This window comes from Bradyrhizobium sp. Mp27, from assembly GCF_029953005.1.
GTDB classification, from domain to species: Bacteria; Pseudomonadota; Alphaproteobacteria; order Rhizobiales; family Xanthobacteraceae; genus Bradyrhizobium; species Bradyrhizobium barranii.
Genome location: NZ_JASAUS010000356.1, coordinates 1 through 3,223 on the forward strand (window position 1 = coordinate 1; position 3,223 = coordinate 3,223).

General features: G+C 57.3%; 3 protein-coding genes. 1 reads left to right on the forward strand and 2 read right to left on the reverse strand.

Annotated features, from left to right (window positions below):
• Window positions 1-135: 135 nt before the first annotated feature.
• Window positions 136-324, reverse strand: a complete 189-nt coding sequence (locus tag QJT78_RS49655) for a hypothetical protein (protein WP_038945831.1) — start codon at window positions 322-324, stop codon at window positions 136-138.
• A gap of 321 nt (window positions 325-645) precedes the next feature.
• Between QJT78_RS49655 and QJT78_RS49660 the strand changes: the two genes are divergently transcribed.
• Entirely contained in the window at window positions 646-2,055 is a 1,410-nt protein-coding gene (locus tag QJT78_RS49660; RefSeq protein ID WP_028154529.1) for a DUF2130 domain-containing protein, read from the forward strand.
• A 98-nt stretch (window positions 2,056-2,153) separates the two neighbouring features.
• Here the strand turns inward: QJT78_RS49660 and QJT78_RS49665 are convergent, their stop codons facing one another.
• Window positions 2,154-2,927 carry a hypothetical protein gene (locus tag QJT78_RS49665; RefSeq protein ID WP_035680878.1) on the reverse strand — a complete coding sequence of 258 codons (774 nt, stop codon included), beginning with the start codon at window positions 2,925-2,927 and terminating at the stop codon, window positions 2,154-2,156.
• Between the last annotated feature and the right edge of the window lie 296 nt (window positions 2,928-3,223).

Consider the following 3,223-nt stretch of genomic DNA (forward strand, 5'->3'; position numbering starts at 1 on the left):
GTCAACGCATACAACGACAGAGCCGAGCCCTTCGTCTGGACCAAGAAAAAGGTCCGTCAACGCCGTTTCAAAGGCCGCCGTATCACTCAGCTCTGATTCCGGGTACTAGTTGGGCCTTCAGCTTCGCGTTTTTCGCTAATCGCGGCTCAACCATCGTCGACAGGACGCCAAGCCATCTCGATGATTGCCGGCAAGCGGCAATACCGCGGTGAGATAGTGCTCATGGCCGCTCTTGACGCCGTTGCAGGCGCCGCAGGCCGGGACCTTAGGCAGGTTGTCCCGGCGGCTGATCGGCAAAAATTCGCGCGCCAGCACGTGGTCCATGGTCGCAGGTGGGGTGCCGCAGTAGACGCAGATTTTGCCAACGTGCCGCTTGCTCATGAGCGCAGTATACCATGACGCCGTTCCTTAGAGTTCGAGTCTTTGCAATGGTCAGCCGGGTTTCGATTCGCCCGGTGCTCGACTGCTGCCCGCAAACTCAGCCGTTATCGGAAAAACCGGGGAAAATGCCCGGAAGCGATGCGCATCGCTTGACCGTCCAGATTGGCCTGTTCTAATTTTGTTCTCAAATGCTCGGGGGCGATTCTGTGAGCCCCGCAGCCAGCTTTTCAACGGAAACAGGAAACGCCCATCCGGGCAGCAACCATGCACGAGATCATCTGTCCCCACTGTGCCAAGGCCTTCAAGGTCGATGAATCCGGCTATGCCGACATTCTGAAGCAGGTCCGCGACGCCGATTTCGCAAAGCAACTGCACGAACGGCTGGAATTGGCCGAGCGCGACAAGCAAAGCGCGGTGGAGCTGGCCAAGGCCCAAGTTGCCAGCGATCTGCAGAAGACCGCCGCTGCCAAGGATGCCGAAATCCAGGAGTTGAAGTCCAAGCTCGAGGCCAGTGGAGTTTCGCAGAAGCTCGCGGTGACCGAAGCGCTTAGCGCCGTCGAAAAGGAGCGTGACAGACTCGCGAACGCGCTGGCCGAGTCCGAGCGCGAGAAGAAGGCCGCCTCGGAGCTTGCCGAGGCGCTTCTGGCCAGCGAGCAGCACAAGATCACTGCCGCCAAGGAAAAGGAAATCCAAGAGCTGAAGGCCAAGCTTCAGGCCGTCGAGCTGGAGAAGAAGCTCGCCGTGACCGAAGCCGTCGGCGCTATCGAGAAAGAGCGCGATGAGCTGAAGAACGGCATCAAGCAGGTCCAGCTTGAAAAGCAGCTGTCCGAGCAGTCGCTCAAGGACAAGTATGAAACCCAGATCAAGGATCGGGACGACGCGATCGAACGCCTCAAGGATATGAAGGCCCGTCTCTCGACCAAGATGGTCGGCGAGACCCTCGAACAGCACTGCGAGACCGAGTTCAACCGGGTTCGCTCGATGGCGTTTCCGCGGGCCTATTTCGAGAAAGACAACGACGCCCGGACCGGCAGTAAGGGCGACTACATCTTCCGCGACTCGGATGAGGCCGGCACCGGGATCATCTCGATCATGTTCGAGATGAAGAACGAGTGCGACAAAACCGCCACGAAAAGCAAGAACGAAGATTTTCTCAAGGAGCTCGACCGGGATCGCACCGAAAAGGGCTGCGAATACGCCATCCTGGTCTCATTGCTCGAACCAGATAACGAGCTTTACAATACGGGCATCGTTGATGTCTTCCATCGCTACCCGAAAATGTATGTCATCCGGCCGCAGTTCTTCCTGCCGATGATTACGCTGCTGCGGAATGCGGCGATCAACTCGCTCAAATACAAGACCGAGCTCGCGCTTGTGAAGGCGCAGAATATCGACATCACTCAGTTTGAGAGCCAGCTCGAAACGTTCAAGACCGCATTCTCGAAGAACTTCGATCTTGCGTCCCGGCACTTCCAGACCGCAATCGCTGAGATCGATAAGTCGATTGATCACCTGCAGAAGACCAAGGACGCCTTGATTGGTGCGGACCGCAATCTCCGTCTTGCGAACGACAAGGCGCAGGATGTGACGATCAAGAAGCTGACAAAGGGCAATCCGACGATGGCGGCGAAATTTGCGGAGCTTAAGACCCCGCCTGCGGAAGCCGCGGAGTGAGGCTGCCAGTCGTGCCTCTGGCAAATCGTCTAATCGCATTCACGATTTACGTTTTCAACGACGGTATGGCTGGGCTTAACCCAAGAATGGCGAAGCTGCTAGCTATCCGTTCCCTTGGAGGCCGTGCTCGTCACCAATTTCTCGAATGTCACCTGTATCGGCCGGTGTAGGCGTCCGTCCTGCCAGCTTAGGCCGATTTGCCGCTTGGATTTGCCGATCAGCACGTCGATGGCCGAAGGCCGGTACAGCCAGTTCTTGAGTCCCGGGCTTTGGAGGACGTTCGGAGCTGCAATCATCATAACGAACTCCAAGCCCAAAAAGTTGGACCACAGCCCGACAAGCTCCTTCTGAGCGTCGCCGTACCATGGCTGCAGCTGGAAACGCGTGTGATTGATCAGTTGCGATCCCGTAGGCATGATGAAGTACAGGCCCGTGGCCTCCGGCCACTCATCGACATGTTCGAGCATGCGGATGATGTCGACGCCGCGTTCGAAGGCGCCGGGTAATTTTACACGGCCCTGAGCAAGACTGCCGGACACAGCCATAGCTTTGAGCGTCTTCAGCAGCCAGCGTTCGACATCATGACCGGACAGCAAGTACGGCAAGACGGCTTCGCTCGATTCCAAGCAGTCCCTGAGGCCGGCAAAGAATATCTTGGCAGCGGCATCCAACGGCGACAGCGCGCTGTTGTGTCGTCTACAAAGGCAGTTCGCGGTGAGATTCTTTGGAGCCAGCGCCTTTGTTTCGCCTGCTTCGAGCCAAGGCAGTCCAGAGGCCGTGAAATTACCGTCCCCGCGAAGTATTTCGATCACAGCCTCGCTGATCAGATGCTCGCCGGAGATTGGCGCTTCGCAATTTCCCAGCTCCTGCATGTAACAGCGTTCAAGTGTCGTACTGGGCGAGCCGGATCGAAGGTCAAGCCCTGAAGCCGGCTTGTGCCATCGAACACCATCAAAACAGCAGGAAGCCGATTGTCGCCCCGATCGACAACGACAAGGTGCCACCTTCATTTCCTCAGCGCTTGGCTTCACCCATCGGAGTGACCCCCAGCGGCAGTCTAGCCCGTCTTATTCGTAAAGGACCGGCTCATGCGTCGGCTTTGTCAGCTTTCTGTCAGCTCGTCCAAATAGTAGCTCGTTGTGATGAGAACCAATTACAACAACTGGCC

Bases quoted from the DNA above. Each gene is read 5' to 3' on its own strand.
- QJT78_RS49665 (WP_035680878.1), bottom strand. From the start codon at position 2,927: ATGCAGGAGCTGGGAAATTGCGAAGCGCCAATCTCCGGCGAGCATCTG.
- QJT78_RS49660 (WP_028154529.1), top strand. From the start codon at position 646: ATGCACGAGATCATCTGTCCCCACTGTGCCAAGGCCTTCAAGGTCGAT.
- QJT78_RS49655 (WP_038945831.1), bottom strand. From the start codon at position 324: ATGGACCACGTGCTGGCGCGCGAATTTTTGCCGATCAGCCGCCGGGAC.